This is a genomic window from Collinsella aerofaciens, from assembly GCF_015670745.1.
Taxonomy (GTDB): Bacteria; Actinomycetota; Coriobacteriia; order Coriobacteriales; family Coriobacteriaceae; genus Collinsella; species Collinsella aerofaciens_T.
Genome location: NZ_JADPCH010000006.1, coordinates 26,320 through 40,915, shown reverse-complemented (window position 1 = coordinate 40,915; position 14,596 = coordinate 26,320). Strand labels below are relative to the sequence as shown.

Sequence of the window (14,596 nt, the reverse complement as noted above, 5' to 3'; positions counted from 1 at the left end):
GCAGACCTTCCTGAGCTTGCCGATCTCGGAAGGCACGTGCAGACCTTTCGTCATGGCCTCCTACCTTTCTTTCGGGCCTTACTGGCCGAATGTATCAGCGCCCCTCCATATGGGACGCTGCTTGCTGACAGCTCTAGTTATATCCAAATTCCATTCGTAATGCTACCTCGCCCCCGAACGGTCAGCAAAGTGCGATGAACGGTATATCTCATATGATTCCCCCATGATGCACTTCGGTTCTCTAAAGCAGGTTTTCAAAGGTAAATGTTCTTTTTTCTAAGGAATTAAGCTAGATTGCACAAATATTTTCATGTTTAGGAATTGCATAGCTAAAACGGTTTTCTGCATATATATGTCGTTTGTTCATGATTCAATTTGGATTCGATTATATTCAGCTCGCAATCATTCTTATTCATACATCCTCACCAATTGAGTATGGATATAGATTGTTTCTAAACGAGTTGGGCAGTTAGTTGCATGCCTTGGCAGCGTAAGAAGTAGGTAAAGATACCGTTCACGCAATACGTCCGTGCCACAGGTCGACTAAATTGAGACAATAGTGAATAGTGTTAGGCTACCGTCCCCTGTGGGGACTGAACGGACAGATGCATATGCCGAGCAAAATCGAAAAGAAGCAAGCCGCCGCAAAGCTGCGCAAACCGCCGCGCGACTTCTCATACACGCAAAACCGAGAGCTCAGCTGGCTACGCTTTGACAACCGCGTGCTCGACGAAGCCTTCGACGAAACCGTTCCGTTATTCGAGCGACTAAAGTTCGTCTCGATCTTCGAGTCCAACCTCGACGAGTTCCTTATGGTGCGCGTGGGCGGCCTGTCCGATCTGGCGGAGCTCAAAAAACAACCTGTCGACAACAAGAGCAATATGACCGCCTCCGAACAGGTCGATGCTGTCATGGCCGAAATGCCCGGGCTCCTTACCCGTTGGGAGTCCATCTTTAAGAGCATCGAGGGCAAGCTCGACACCTTGGGCGTTCACCGCGCCCACATCGATTCGCTTACGCCCGAGGAGCGTACCTTTGTAACCCGCTACTTCCAGGCCTACGTGTCGCCGGTCATCTCGCCGCTGGTCATCGATCCTCGCCACCCCTTCCCCAACCTGCGCAACGGCGCGCTCTATCTGGCCTGTGGTCTGGACGGCGCCACCGACGAGGAGAGCCTACTGGGCCTTATCGAGATTCCCGCCTCGATGAACCGCGTGGTCGAGATCCCCTCGCCCACCGGCACCTACTCCTACATCTTGCTCGAGGACGTCATCCTCGCCTGCCTGGACAGCTGCTTTGGCTCCTATAAGCCGCTGGATCGTGCGCTGATCCGCGTCACCCGCAACGCCGACATCGATCCGGACGGCGAGGGCGTCGAAGAGGAAGAGGACTACCGCCAGCACATGAAGCGCATTCTCAAGAAGCGCCTGCGCCTGCAGCCGGTAGTGCTCGCGGTCTCGGGGTCGCTCGAGAAGGCGACGCTCAAGACTATCCGCAAGGCGCTCGAGCTTTCGCGCCGCTCTGTCTTTACCTGCGATATCCCGCTCAACCTGGGCTACGTCTTTGGCATTGAGGGCAAGATTCCCGAGCGCCTGCGCAACGAGCTCCTCTTTACGCCGTTTAAGCCACAGCCCAATCCCACCATCGACATGACCCGCTCCATCCGCGAGCAGGTGCTGCAGCACGACAAGCTGCTCTTCTACCCTTACGAGGCCATGAATCCGTTCCTGGATCTGGTACACGAGGCAGCCTACGATCCCGAGTGCATCTCGTTGCGCATCACGCTCTACCGCGTGGCCAAGCAGAGCCGCCTATGCGAGTCGCTGATCGATGCCGCCGAGAACGGCAAAGAGGTCACGGTGCTCATGGAGCTCCGCGCCCGCTTTGACGAGCAGAACAACATCGAGTGGGCCGAGCGTCTGGAAGAGGCAGGCTGCACCGTCATCTACGGCTCCGAAGGCTTTAAGTGCCACTCCAAGATCTGCCAGCTCACCTATCGCGAGGGCATGGCGCTCACCCGCCTCACGCTTTTGGGCACCGGCAACTTTAACGAGAAGACGGCCAAACTCTACAGCGACTTTATGCTCATGACAGCCCATCCCGGCATCGGTGAAGACGCCAACCTGTTCTTCCGCAATCTGTCGCTGGGCAACCTGCGCGGCGACTACCGCTTCCTGGGTGTGGCGCCCGTCGGACTGAAACCGCTCATCATGCGCGGGCTTGACCGCGAGATCCAGCGCGCCCTTGCCGGCGAGCCCGCCCGCGTGTTCTTTAAGCTCAACTCACTGACCGACCGCGAGGTTATCGACAAGATCGCCGAGGCATCGTGTGCCGGCGTGCGCGTAGACATGATCATCCGCGGCATCTCGTGCCTCAAGCCCGGTGTTCCGGGCAAGACCGAGAACGTGCATGTCCGCTCCATCGTCGGACGCTTTTTGGAGCACGCGCGCGTCTATGCTTTCGGCGTGGACTCGGACATGATTTACCTGAGCTCGGCAGACATGATGACGCGCAACACCGAGCACCGCGTGGAGATTGCCTTCCCCGTGCTCGACCCCACCTGCCGCGCTCTGGTGCACGAGTACATGGGCATGCAGCTGCGCGACAACGTGAAGGCCCGCAGCCTCACGAGCGACGGCACCTGGGTCCCCGTGGAGCGTGCAGAGGGTGAGAAACCCTTCAACTCACAGGAAGCCCTGCTGGAGCGCGCCTATCGCAACGCCGAGGCCGCGCCCGAGCCCGTCATTGAGGCGGAACCTGCCCCCGAGGCCGAGCCGCAGCCAGTAGCACCCAAGGTCCAAGAGGTCCAGGCGACCGTCATTGAGCCCGAGCCTGCACCTGCACCTCAGCCCGAGCCGCAGGTCACCAAGCCCGCACCCGAGACGAGCGCCCGTCGCGATAAGCCCGCCGGCAAGACCAAGGCCATCGAGCGCCATCGCCCCGGTCGCGTGCGCATAGGCCTGGGCCTGATCGGCCTGGGTCTTAAGACGCTCATTACCGGCAAGACGAAATAGTCGTTTGTAGAAGCAGTTTGTAGAAGCGCCCCGCATTTGAGGAAAGCCTCGGATGCGGGGCGCTTTTCCCTGCTACCATGGTGCGAACAACAACGCGAATGACAGGCAGGAATATGAAGCTCACTATAGAATCGATGACCTACGGCGCCGACGGGCTGGCACACGCCGACAACGGCAAGGCCGTCTTTGTGCAGGGCGCCGTGGCAGGCGACACCGTCGAGGCCGAGGTCGTACAGGACGGCAAGTCGTTCATGCGTGGCCGCACCACCGAGATTCTGGAGCCAAGCCCCGATCGCATTCAGCCTCCCTGCCCCTTCGTGGGCATCTGCGGCGGCTGCTCGTGGGGCAATCTCTCACGCACGGCACAGCTCGCCGCCAAGGAGCAAAACCTACGCTCCACGCTCGAGCGCATCGGCAAGTTCGCTCCTGAGCAGGTCGATGAGTTGGTACAGCCCATCTGCCACACCAAGGACGACTGGGGCTACCGCAATAAAATCGAGCTCGAACCGACCGTCGTCAACGGTCGCGTGCGCCTTGGCATGCACGGTGTCGATCCTCGCAAGATCGTGACCGTCGATTCGTGCCCGTTGTTCGACAAACGCTTCCCCAAGGCACTCAAATCGGTCGTCGGCGCGCTCAATTATCTGAGCGGCAGCCACGACCTGGGCCTTGAGCGCGTGGGCATTCGCGCCTCGCGTCGCACCAAGGCACTCGAGGTGGCGCTCTGGACGCCTACGGGCTCTTTCCCGCGCTCGCAAGTCTCGCGCGTGTTGGCAGACGCCGCGCACCCCACAAGTGTCGTGCGCGTGATGAGCAAGGGCGAAAAGAAGGCCCGCCGTGTCTCCAAGGTCGAAATGCTCGCCGGAGAGGGCTCATGGACCGAGAATATCGCCGAGGGTCAGATGCGCTTGTCTGCCCCGTCTTTTTTCCAGGTCAACACCAAGGGTGCCGAGATTTTGATCGAGCTTGTCATGGAAGCGCTCGACCCGCAGGAAGACGAGCTTGCCGTGGACCTGTACTGCGGTGCCGGCACCTTTACCCTGCCGCTCGCCCGCCGCTGCGACTTTGTCGCCGCCGTCGAGGCCTACGGCCCCGCCGTGCGCGACCTGCGCCGTAACCTGGAGATCAACAAGCTTGATAACGTCGACGTCATTGGCGGAGACGCGGTACGCGAGTTCCCCGACCAGGATGCCGACGTCTTGGTGGTCGACCCGCCGCGCGCAGGCCTCGCCCCCGAGGCGATCGACCTTATCGCCAGCACGAGTGCCCGCGACGTCGCCTACGTGAGCTGCGACCCGGCCACCCTGGCGCGAGATCTCAAACGCTTTGTCGAGGAAGGCACCTTCTCCCCCGTAAAAATCACGCCAGTCGACCTGTTCCCACAAACCTTCCACTGCGAAACCGTCGTCCACCTCAAGCGCAACTAGACTGTTTGCCCAAGACCACGCCCGATGATTTTTCTGGGACGGGGATTAAATAATCAATTTGCACCGAATGATTATTTAATCCCCGTCCCTTTTTAAACATTGGGAAATCGAGCGTGGCAAGCGGAGGTCTTCGGGGTATAAGACGGCTAATTGTATGCCGTCTATGAAAGGAACCCTCATGCCCAGCGTTGCCGTTCTCGCCGCCGATGGCTTTGAAACTATTGAATGCTTGACCATGGTCGATGTCATGCGTCGCGGCGGCGTGCGCGCCACGCTCGTCTCGATCATGCCCACGCGTGAGGTCGTAAGCTCGCTGCAGATCCCCGTGACCTGCGATGCGCTCTTTGATGAGATCGACTTTGACGAGTACGACTGCGTCGTGCTGCCCGGCGGCCTGCCCGGTGCCACCAACCTGCGCGCCGATCAGCGCGTCTGCGACGTGGTCTGCGAGTTCGCCGCGACCAAGTACGTCGCCGCCATCTGCGCCGCCCCGTTTATCCTGGGCGAGCTCGACCTGCTCGAGGGACGCCATGCCACGTGCTTCCCTGGCTTTGAGAAAAGCTTCCCCGAAGGCGCCTATACCGGCGAGAAGGTTACGCAAGACGGCAACATCATCACCGCCAGCGGCATGGCCCAGTCGCTCCCCTTTGCGCTTGAGCTGCTGCGCACGCTCGCCGGCGACAAGGCCGTCGAGAAGGTCGCCGAGGGCATCCAACTATGATTTTGGCTTCGCAATCGCCGCGCCGCATCGAGTTGATGCGCGAGGCAGGCTACAACATTCGCGTGATTCCCGCGGATATCGACGAAACGCCCTTTGATGGCGAGGCCCCGCTCACGCTTGTCGAACGCTTGGCACGCGCCAAGGCGGCTGCCGTTGCTGCCGAGTATGCCGAACCCAATGAGCTGACGGTCGCGGCCGACACCATCGTCACCTTTGACGGCAAGATTCTGGGCAAGCCAGCAACCGAGGACGAGGCGCGCACCATGCTCCGTGAGCTTTCGGGCCGCACGCACCAGGTCGCAACCGGCGTCTGCATCGTTAAGGCAGGCGATACGGCCGCCCCGCATGCCGCCGAGAGCCTGTCCTTTGTCGATGTGACCAACGTGACGTTCTACGAGCTCACCGACGAGCAGATCGAGCACTACGTTGCCTCGGGTGAGCCCATGGATAAGGCAGGCGCCTACGGCATCCAGGGCACAGGCGGCCGCATGCTCGTGAACGATATTTCGGGCGACTTCTATAACGTGGTGGGCCTACCCATCGCCCGCGTCGCACGTGCCATTCAAAAACTCTCGTAATTGCATCTGGCGCCGGGTGTCCCCCAGCGCCTACAATTTTGGCGTACCGTACGGATCCCGACCGGGCACAAGGCGCGGCGGAAAACCGATAGGAGTTAAACATGGATACACTGCTCGAGGCCATTGACGTCTGCGATGTCGATGGCTTTTGCTATGGCAACTATACGGACGAGGAGGCCGGCACCGGTTGCACCGTAATCGTGGCACCCGAGGGCGCCACCGGCGGTGTTGACGTTCGCGGCGGTGCTCCCGCTTCGCGCGAAACCGACCTGCTGCGACCTGAGAACACCGTCGACAAAGTCCACGCCGTCTGCCTTTCGGGCGGATCGGCCTTTGGCCTCGAGGCTGCAAGCGGCGTCGCTCGCGAGCTTGAGAGCCGCGGCATCGGCCTTCCCGTCGGCCCCACGCAGGTGCCTATCGTGTGCTCGAGCTGTATCTTCGACCTCGCCTTTGGTAACCCCACCGTTCGCCCCGACATTGAGGCCGGCATCGCCGCCGTGCGCGAAGCACTCGACAACACCCCCACCAAGCTCGAACAGGGCAACGTAGGCGCCGGCACGGGCGCTACCGTGGGTAAGCTCATGGGCCCCGCTACCTGCATGAAGGCCGGCCTTGGCGCTGCCGCCGTGGCGCTCGGCCCCATCAAGGTGGGCGCCGTGGTCTCGGTCAACGCCTGCGGCAACGTTGTCGACCCCTTCACCGGCGAGTGGGTCGCCGGTATGCGCGCCGCAGCCGATAGCGACCAGATCGTCGACATGGAACTCGCAGCCTTTGCCGCCGCCGGATCCATGCAGATGCCGCTCGACCGCACCAACACCACCATCAGCTGCATCGTCACCAACGTGGAACTCACTAAGGCACAAGCCACCAAGGTCTCCCAGATGGCTGCAGACGCCTACGCACACGCCATCCGTCCCACGCACACCACCAACGACGGCGACACTATCTACACCCTCGCCAGCGGCAAACTGGGCGCCCAGGCAAGCGCCACCGTTCCCCTAGACCTGCTGGGCATGCTCGCAGTAAGGGCCCTGGAAACTGCCATCGTAAACGGAGCGAAAACCGCCAAAACCTCCCACGGCATCCCCGGTGCCGCAAAGTAAACTAGCTCGTCCGGTTGCCCGGTGGGCCTTGGTTATGTTTGCTGCTCTACAGTCCTGGCTCGCACGAAGAGCACATTAAGTGCTCTTCGGCTCGTGCGGAACTCGCGACAAACATAACCAAGCCCCACCGGGCAACCTACCAACCAGATTCTTTTCAGCCCAGGCCCCTGTGTACCGCGCGTCGAAGATCTTCAAATTCACCTATCTGACAATCGATTTATAGCAGAGGCCCCTTGGCCTTTAGTTTGATACAAGTTCCGCACGAACCGGAAAGCACTTAATGTGCTTTCCGTGCGAGCAGGACTGTTCGCAGTAGCAAACTAAAGGCCAAGGGGCCCAGTCAACCTATCAGCAGCGATTACTCAGCAGCTAGTTGAATTTGAAGATCTTTGAGGCAAGACGGTATAGGCCGAGTGTGGTTTTGTCTCCGGCCCGTCCGCGCAGATTGGTGAAGAACCCGACCACGCCGTAGCGGGCACGACGATACATGCGCTCGTCGTAGGCCTTCAAATCATTCCACAGCGTCTTTAGGCGCTCGTCGGCGCAATCTTCCTCAGAAAGCTTGGTGAGAACCGAGCAGATCGCCATCATCATGGTGAAGTAGCCCATCATGTACGAACGCAGGCGCGACGACTCGACATCGCTGTACAGGTGGTACGACTCCATCATGATACGCGTAACACGGAACTGCTGGTCCAGACGCTTGACCATCGTGGCCTCGTTGACACTCTGGCCCTCGCGACCGATAAAGTAGCGATAGAGGTCGATGTCGGCGTAGTACATGGTCTTGCAACGCGGCAACGGCACATAGGCGTAGATGTTGTCCACATAGAACGTGTGCGGCGGCATGGGAAGGTTGGACTCGCGCAGCACATCCGTGCGATAGCACAGGCTGTGCATGAGTAGGTTCTGGTCCAGGCGGAAATGACCGATCTGATTCCAGGAAAAGATCTTTTTGCGCGGCAGGGCAAATTTGTAGCCAATAGCGGTATGCGTGCCCTCGTAAACCTTCTCGTACACGTAGTTCGAGATAAACAGGTCAACGCGCTGATCGCGCTCTTCAAAGCCACGCAGAATCGACAGCATAGTCGAAAGAGCCGCAGCGTCGAGCCAGTCGTCCGAGTCGACGACCTTGTAGTAAGTGCCCTGTGCCTCGCGCTGACCCGAAAGGACGGCAATACCGTGGCCGCCGTTCTCCTGGTGTACCGCGCGAATGATACCGGGATAACGCGCCTCCCACTCGTCGGCCTTGGCGGCCGTCTCGTCCTTGGAGCCGTCGTCCACCACGATAATCTCGATATCGGTGGCGTAATTGCTCCCCTCCAAGATGGAGGTGATGCAATGGTCCATGTCCTTGGCGGCGTTATACGAGGGAATACAGAATGTTATGACTTTATGCATAGCAGGCGATAATCTCATCCGAAAGATCGAGGGCGGAATTGGTCACGGCGTCCATATCGTAGTAACGATACTCGGCCAGACGACCCACCGGGTGGAAGTTCGTCAGGTTCTGGACGCGCTCAAGATAGCGCTCATAGAGCTCACGGTTCTCGGGCTCAAGAATGGCGTAGTACGGCGTCTCGCCCGAGCCGGGCGTATAGGCCTTGGAATACTCCTTCATGATGGTGGTCTTGCCGGGCAGGATCTGACCGGTCATGTTCTTGAACTCGGTAATGCGCGTGTAGTCCTCGCTCGTGGTGTAGTTGACGGTGCCCACGGGCTGGAACTGGTCCATATCGAGCGTCTCGAACTTCATGTCGAGCGTGCGGTACGGTAGCGCGCCCAGATCGAGATTGAACAGCTCATCGAGCGGACCGGTGTAGACGATCTCGCCACCATAGACCTTGCCGTCGATCTTGACGGTAGTCTCGTCGATTTCAAAGAGGTCACGGGCGTCCACGTCGCAGAACACGTCGATCAGGTCGTGGTCGAGCATGTGCTCAAAGAGCGCCGTGTAGCCCTCCTGCGGCATGCCCTGGAAGGGAGCTTGCGGGAAGTAGCGGTCATCATCGCCCACAAAGACGGGAACGCGGCCGGTGATCGAGGGATCGATCTGATCGGGCGTCTGGCCCCACTGCTTCATGGTGTAATGCAAAAAGACGTTCTCGTAGACGTAATCGGCGACCTCGGCAAGATCCGGGTCGTTCTTCTTACGCAGCTCCATAATGGGCACCTTGACATCCTTGCCAAAGGTCTCCACAAGCTTCTGATACAGCTCCTCGCCGCGCTCGTCACCAAAGGCGAGCTTGAGACTCGCATGGTTGAAGGGCACGGGCATAAGGGTACCGTTGATGTTGGCGAGCACCTTGTGCTGATAATCCGTCCACTTGGTAAAGCGCGACAGGAAATTGTGCACGCGCTCGTTAAAAGTGTGATAGATATGCGGACCGTACTCGTGGATCAGGATTCCGGCCTCGTCAGTGCAGTCATAGGCATTGCCCGCAATGTGGCTACGGCGCTCCAAAACGGCAACACGATAGCCGATGGTCTCGGCAAGACGGCGGGCGCAAACGGCACCGGCATATCCAGCACCGACGACAATCATGTCGTACGCGCCGGCGTTAAAGCCTTCAGGCAGGCCTGAGGTAATCTGCATCGATACTCCTTGTCAAAAGCCACGGGCTCGTTAGCTGGGCTTTTCTCGAACATTCTTCGAGACATATTTATCAGAGCGATTATAGCGCTAATGCGTCCTATAATGAGCTTGCCACACAAGGAAAGCTCAAGCACCGCGGCGTACATAATTGAAAGGTAAACCCGCTAGCAGCGGGTTTATTCGTGAACAGCCGGGTGCCTGGAGCTTAGCGAAACGCTTGTAAGGAGTAACATGAGCGATTTCCTAAACCGTATGAAGTCTGCCGCCAAGGCCGACCTTAAGACGATCGTCCTGCCCGAGGGCGAGGATCCGCGCACTATCGTCGCGGCCACCAAAATCATCGAGGAGGGCCTGGCAAAGATCGTCATCCTGGGCAACCCCGACGAGATCAACGTTCCCGGCGCTACCGTCATCGACCCGCGCAATGCCGAGAAGCACGAGGAGTACGCGCAGAAGTTTGCCGAGCTCCGCGCCAAGAAGGGCGTTACCATCGAGCAGGCTCGCGCCCAGGTGATGGACGCCACCTACTTTGGCACCATGATGGTCAAGATGGGCGATGCCGACGGCCTGGTCTCCGGCGCCTGCCACTCCACCGCCGACACCCTGCGCCCCGCGCTTCAGATCCTCAAGACCGCCCCGGGCACCAAGCTGGTCTCGGCCTTCTTCGTGATGTGCACCGACACCCCGCAGTTCGGCACTGACGGCACGCTGATCTTCGCCGACTGCGGCCTCAACATCAACCCGTCCTCCGACGAGCTCTCCGAGATCGCCATCGCCTCCGCTCACTCCTGGTCCACCTTCATGGGCAACGTTGAGCCGCACGTGGCCATGCTCTCCTACTCCACCATGGGCTCCGCTGGCGGCGAGGTCGCCAAGAAGGTCCAGGAGGCTGTGAAGTTCTGCAAGGAGAAGGCTCCCGAGCTCGCCATCGACGGCGACCTGCAGCTCGATGCCGCTATTGTCCCCACCGTCGCCCAGCTCAAGGCTCCCGGCTCCTCCGTTGCCGGCAAGGCCAACGTGCTCGTGTTCCCCGACCTCGAGGCCGGCAACATCGGCTACAAGCTGGTCCAGCGCTTCGCCGGCGCCGACGCCTACGGCCCCATCCTGCAGGGCATCGCCAAGCCGGTCAACGATCTGTCGCGCGGCTGCTCTGCTGACGACATCGTGGGTGTCGTGGCCATCACCGCCGTCCAGGCTCAGATGGCTGAGTAGCGGACATATCCCCTCGGGACAGGAATTTCCACCTGCTAGCAAAAAGGCCTCCGGAGCTGTTGCTCTGGAGGCCTTTCGTTTACTTGCAAATGCGCGCGTTAGTTGTTCTTGGTCAGGCGCTCGACGTCGTGGGCGATCATGTATTCCTCGTCGGTGGGGATGACCATGACCGTGACGGCGGAACCGGCGGCACTGATAACCTGCGGGCCGTTGCCCACAGCCTCGCGGTTCTTGTTGTTGTCGATGCGTACGCCCAGCCACTCAAAGCAGTCGCAGAAGGCCTTGCGGATCGACCAGTCGTTCTCGCCGATGCCGGCGGTAAAGGTGATGGTGTCCACGCCCGCCATGGAAGCGATCATGGAACCGGCCTGCTGCATAGCCTTGTAGGCGAACATATCGAAGGCGAGCAGGCAGCGCTCGTCGCCCTCGGAGGCGCGCGTGCGGATGTCGCGGGCGTCGTTGGAGATGCCCGAGATGGCAAGCAGACCAGACTGCTTGTTCATCATGTCATCGACTTCCTGGTAGCTGTAGCCGCCCTCGCGCTGCAGGTAGCACACGGTGGCCGGGTCGATGGAACCACAACGGGTGCCCATCATCAGGCCATCGAGCGGCGTGAGACCCATCGTGGTGTCGCGGCACACGCCGTCCTCGATAGCAGCGAGCGAAGCACCGTTGCCCAGATGGCACGAAAGCAGGCGGTGGCAGCGCGAACCCAGGATCTCCTTGGCCATCATCCACTCATAGCGGTGGCTCGTGCCGTGGGCGCCGTACTTGCGCACGTGGTACTTGTCGCAAACGTCCTTGGGCAGCGCGTAGGTGTAGGCAACCTCGGGCATGGTCATGTGGAACGAGGTGTCGAAGACCGCCACGTTGGGCAGCTCCGGATACTTCTCACGGCAATACTCAATCGCTGCGGCCTCGCCGTAGTTGTGCAGCGGAGCAAGCGGTGCCACCTCAAGAATCTTGGCCATAACCTCGTCGTCGACAACCGCGGAATCATCGAAGTGCCAGCCGCCCTGAACGATACGATGCCCAATGCCATCAATCGTAAAGTCGGTCTTCTCGAGCTCCTCGAGCACGCGAGCGATAGCAGAGCGATGATCGGGGAAAGGGACCTCCTCGGTCTGCTTAGCGCCACCGTTCTCGGAGTGGCCAAAGATGCCCATGTCCGATCCGATACGCTCGCAGTTGCCCTTGGCGAAAACCTCGCGGGTATCGGTATCCAAAAGCTGATATTTGAGGCTTGAGCTGCCGGCGTTGACAACAAGTACGTTCATGAGACTCCTTTGCAGTGCAATACGGTCGACGCAGACCCCTTAAGGCGGCCGCATGTTAATAAGAAGTTATCATAACTTAATAAATAGCTATCAGGCATATCGCCCAACGAGCACAAAAGAAGGGCCGAACGGCACTCGGTCGTCCAGCCCCTCCCCTCTTACAATTACTTGCCGTTGACGATGCGCTCGACGTCGGAAGCGATCATGAACTCCTCGTCCGTGGGAATGACGAAAATCTTGACCTTGGAATCCTTGGCAGACAGGCACCAAGCGCCGTCACCACGCAGGGCGTTGCGCGCATGATCCATCTTGACGCCCATAAAGGCCAGACGGTCGGCAACGCCGGCGCGAACAGCCGGAGCGTGCTCGCCGATGCCGGCGGTAAAGACCAGGGTGTCCATGCCGCACATGGAAGTGGCCATCTCGGCAGCCTTGGCGGCAATCTTGTAGACGAACATATCGAAGGCGAGCTGAGCCTCGGGGTCACCGGCAGCGGCGAGCTCCTCGACGTTGCGGCAGTCGTTGGTCTTGCCGCCGGTCACAGCCAAAAGGCCGGACTTCTTGTTCATCATCTCATCGACCTCGTCGAAGGTGTAGCCGCCTTCGCGCTGCAGGTAGCACACGGTAGCCGGGTCGATGGAGCCGCAGCGGGTGCCCATCATGACGCCGTCGAGCGGGGTGAGGCCCATGGTGGTGTCCATGCACTTGCCGTCCTCGATGGCGCACAGGGAAGCGCCGGAGCCGATATGGCACACGACGACCTTGCGAGCCTCGCCGTTGGTCATCTCGGCGACCTTCTTGGAGATGTAACGGTAGCTGGTGCCGTGGGCGCCGTACTTACGGATGTGCAGCTTGTCGCAGACGTCCTTGGGCAGGGCGTAAGTCTTGGCGACCTCGGGCATGTTGAAGTGGAAAGCGGTGTCGTAGACCGTGACGTTGGGCAGGTCGGGATACTGCTCCAGGCAGTACTCGATAACGTTGGCCTCGGGGTTGTTGTGCAGCGGCGCCAGCGGAGCGACCTCGCGGATCTTGGCGAGGACGTCCTCGTCGACGAGGGAGGAATCGCCGAAGTACCAGCCACCCTGAACGATACGGTGACCAATGCCCTCGATCTTGACGCCGTTGGCCTCGAGGTCCTTCAGAACGACCTCGATGGCGACCTTGTGGTCGGGGAACTCGATGTTCTCGGTCACCTTCTTGGAACCGTTGGCAGCGTGGGTGAAGGTACCGCCGGTAAAGCAGACGCGCTCGCAGGAGCCCTTTGCGGACACCTTGCGGGACTTGGTATCGATGACCTGATACTTAAGGGTCGAAGATCCTGCGTTGACGACCAGAACGTTCATGTGTCTCCCTACTAACAGGCGGTGTGGCACCGCCAGGTTACATACGCTTCAATAATAAACCCAAACGCCCTCGCGCTCGGGTTTATTGCGTTGATATATAAGTTATCGGTGCCTAAATACTCATGGCCTTTGACTTGTAAGACGAAATAGCGCAGGGATATACACCAGGGAAGAAATCCCGAGCGCAACAAGCAATACGACTCGAATGCCCGCAACGCTACTCAGCACAGAGTTGAGCAGATAGAAAAGAACAGCACCCACCGCCACCATCTGGCTTTGAACCGAAATCAGTGAACAGCGCATCGATGAATCGACAGCATTTTGAAAAATTGAGTATTTAATTGGAGCAAATAACGAGTAGGCGACCGTCTGCAACACATAGAACACGGGCAGCAAATAGACCGGAGTAAAGGGAATCAAAAATAGAGCAGTCAGGGAAAGGCGCACGATGCCGCAAATACGCGCAAAACGGCCCTTGTCGACATGAGCAATCACACTGGGCACAATAAGCCCCATGGAGGCCGAGGCAAGGAGCTGGACCGCAATGATCACACCCGAAGCGACGGCATTCATTCCGCGACCCGCAAGCAACAGTGAGAAAAAGTCTTCCAGGGCGACAAAAGCAAATGCTTGAGAACAGTCCATGATGAACGCTGACCGAAGAATGCCATTACCCGCAATAGCAGCACCGATCATCTTCGGGCTAATTCCATACTCAGGTGTCACCGCGGTGCCCTCTCTTCTCACCTCAGGAATACAGACAACGACAACCAATGTCAGCACCATTGCGATGATATCGACCGAAAGCCCAATGAGATACGCGCCAGCGGACGAAATGAAACCGCCCACACAAGCGGAGAGGGCATAAGACACATAGAAGATGAATCGCTCAACGACATTAAGTCTTACGAGCTGGTCCTGAGAGACGCTGTCAATGTAAATCGCTTCTATGGATCCGCTCATACATGCAACGGCAAAACCTTTGAGAGCAAACGCGCCGATTAAAAGCAGAGGAGAACGGACGAGAAGCAGGGCGACATAGTATCCAAGCATCCCCACGACGCCAACGAGACCACTTGTCTTTCGTCCAAACCTATCGGCAATATAGCCAGTGGGAACTTCAAGGATGAACTTGCTCACTTGATATGCAATCATCATGCTAGAAATCGCCACCATCGAGAATCCGACGAATTCAAGGTAAACCGTCAGAAAATACAAAATGGTGCTGAAGTTCGACAGAAAAACAAACGTCATATAAAGCAAAATCGTACGATCGTTCATGCTCCGCCCTCCAAGAGCCAATAACCCAAACCGAAATCTTGGAA

At 59.0% G+C, this 14,596-nt stretch carries 11 protein-coding genes; 6 read left to right on the top strand and 5 right to left on the bottom strand.

The features are described from left to right. Positions 1-611 precede the first annotated feature (611 nt). The 5 genes from ppk1 (at position 612) to I4W07_RS03400 (ending at position 6,843) form a co-directional block, all read left to right on the top strand. The gene (ppk1, locus tag I4W07_RS03420) at positions 612-3,014 is read left to right on the top strand and encodes a polyphosphate kinase 1 (protein WP_230317455.1); all 2,403 of its coding nucleotides are present in this window, start codon (positions 612-614) and stop codon (positions 3,012-3,014) included. 98 nt (positions 3,015-3,112) lie between these two features. Further along, positions 3,113-4,441 carry a 23S rRNA (uracil(1939)-C(5))-methyltransferase RlmD gene (gene rlmD, locus I4W07_RS03415; RefSeq protein ID WP_195403982.1) on the top strand — a complete coding sequence of 443 codons (1,329 nt, stop codon included), beginning with the start codon at positions 3,113-3,115 and terminating at the stop codon, positions 4,439-4,441. Positions 4,442-4,619: 178 nt separating this feature from the next. Next, complete coding sequence (locus tag I4W07_RS03410; protein ID WP_195361188.1) at positions 4,620-5,162, top strand: DJ-1 family glyoxalase III; 543 nt, start codon at positions 4,620-4,622, stop codon at positions 5,160-5,162. Continuing rightward, complete coding sequence (locus tag I4W07_RS03405) at positions 5,159-5,740, top strand: Maf family protein (protein WP_195361189.1); 582 nt, start codon at positions 5,159-5,161, stop codon at positions 5,738-5,740. Before I4W07_RS03410 ends, I4W07_RS03405 begins: the two co-directional genes overlap by 4 nt. 101 nt (positions 5,741-5,841) lie before the next feature. Next, positions 5,842-6,843 carry a P1 family peptidase gene (locus I4W07_RS03400; RefSeq protein ID WP_195361190.1) on the top strand — a complete coding sequence of 334 codons (1,002 nt, stop codon included), beginning with the start codon at positions 5,842-5,844 and terminating at the stop codon, positions 6,841-6,843. A 369-nt stretch (positions 6,844-7,212) separates the two neighbouring features. On the opposite strand, the gene I4W07_RS03395 is transcribed toward I4W07_RS03400, so the two are convergent. Then, on the bottom strand, positions 7,213-8,244 hold the full coding sequence (locus I4W07_RS03395) for a glycosyltransferase family 2 protein (protein ID WP_196025615.1): 1,032 nt from the start codon (positions 8,242-8,244) through the stop codon (positions 7,213-7,215). Next, positions 8,237-9,439 carry a UDP-galactopyranose mutase gene (gene glf / locus I4W07_RS03390; protein WP_196025614.1) on the bottom strand — a complete coding sequence of 401 codons (1,203 nt, stop codon included), beginning with the start codon at positions 9,437-9,439 and terminating at the stop codon, positions 8,237-8,239. The genes I4W07_RS03395 and glf overlap by 8 nt, the downstream gene beginning before the upstream one ends. 231 nt (positions 9,440-9,670) lie before the next feature. Between glf and pta the strand changes: the two genes are divergently transcribed. Further along, a complete protein-coding gene (gene pta / locus I4W07_RS03385) occupies positions 9,671-10,651 on the top strand; it encodes a phosphate acetyltransferase (protein WP_006234296.1) in 981 nt (326 codons plus the stop codon). A gap of 98 nt (positions 10,652-10,749) precedes the next feature. On the opposite strand, the gene I4W07_RS03380 is transcribed toward pta, so the two are convergent. The 3 genes from I4W07_RS03380 to I4W07_RS03370 all read right to left on the bottom strand — a co-directional run bounded on the left by I4W07_RS03380 (position 10,750) and on the right by I4W07_RS03370 (position 14,552). Continuing rightward, on the bottom strand, positions 10,750-11,928 hold the full coding sequence (locus tag I4W07_RS03380; protein WP_117820680.1) for an acetate/propionate family kinase: 1,179 nt from the start codon (positions 11,926-11,928) through the stop codon (positions 10,750-10,752). 164 nt (positions 11,929-12,092) lie between these two features. Next, on the bottom strand, positions 12,093-13,271 hold the full coding sequence (locus I4W07_RS03375; RefSeq protein ID WP_196025613.1) for an acetate/propionate family kinase: 1,179 nt from the start codon (positions 13,269-13,271) through the stop codon (positions 12,093-12,095). Positions 13,272-13,391: 120 nt separating this feature from the next. Then, on the bottom strand, positions 13,392-14,552 hold the full coding sequence (locus I4W07_RS03370; protein WP_196025612.1) for an MFS transporter: 1,161 nt from the start codon (positions 14,550-14,552) through the stop codon (positions 13,392-13,394). Between the last annotated feature and the right edge of the window lie 44 nt (positions 14,553-14,596).